Source organism: Siminovitchia sediminis (assembly GCF_042680885.1).
Classification (GTDB): Bacteria; Bacillota; Bacilli; order Bacillales; family Bacillaceae_C; genus Siminovitchia; species Siminovitchia sediminis.
Genome location: NZ_JBHUEO010000084.1, coordinates 1 through 671, shown reverse-complemented (window position 1 = coordinate 671; position 671 = coordinate 1). Strand labels below are relative to the sequence as shown.

At 42.9% G+C, this 671-nt stretch carries 1 protein-coding gene; it reads left to right on the top strand.

What is annotated here, in order from left to right:
- A partial coding sequence (locus tag ACFSCZ_RS17210; RefSeq protein WP_380775658.1) for an ATP-binding protein occupies positions 1-610 on the top strand: 610 nt, incomplete at its 5' end.
- Between the last annotated feature and the right edge of the window lie 61 nt (positions 611-671).

The window sequence follows — 671 nt, the reverse complement described above, 5'->3', positions numbered from 1 at the left end:
GAAGAACAGCGAGAAACTGATGAAGTGGGCGGAATTCCCTGATGTTCTGACCTTTGAGAATTTCCGGCTGGAAGAACAGACAGCAATCGGAGAGAAACAATTGAATATATTAAAACAGTTGTCATGGGTGGACGAGTGTTTCACCCTCATCATGATGGGACCGACAGGTGCCGGCAAAACCCATTTGTCGACAGCCCTTGGTATCCACGCCATTAAGCGTGGATACCAGGTGTCATTCATATCGATGGACCGTTTAATCTATGTATTAAAGTCCAGGGAGTACATCAGTAAATCCCGGACAAGATACAAGCGCATCACCAAATCAGATCTCATCATCATTGATGACGTCATGTATATGGCTTACGAACCACAGGATGCCCACCTGTTCTTCCAGTTTATTTATGAGATGTATGACAAGACTGCATTTATCCTTACATCGAACAAAGGACCAAGCGAATGGGGAAAGTTCCTCGGGGACCCAACCCTTACAACCGCTATTCTGGATCGGCTTCTTCACCGTAGCGAGATCTTAACCTTCAATGAAGAACAGGGCAGTATCAGGATGAAATATAGAAAAGCTTTATTCGATAAACAAAGTGTTGAATCTTAATTGACGAAAGCTGTTGAGTCTTATATTTCAAAAACTGTTGATTTCTACTTGACGGTTACAA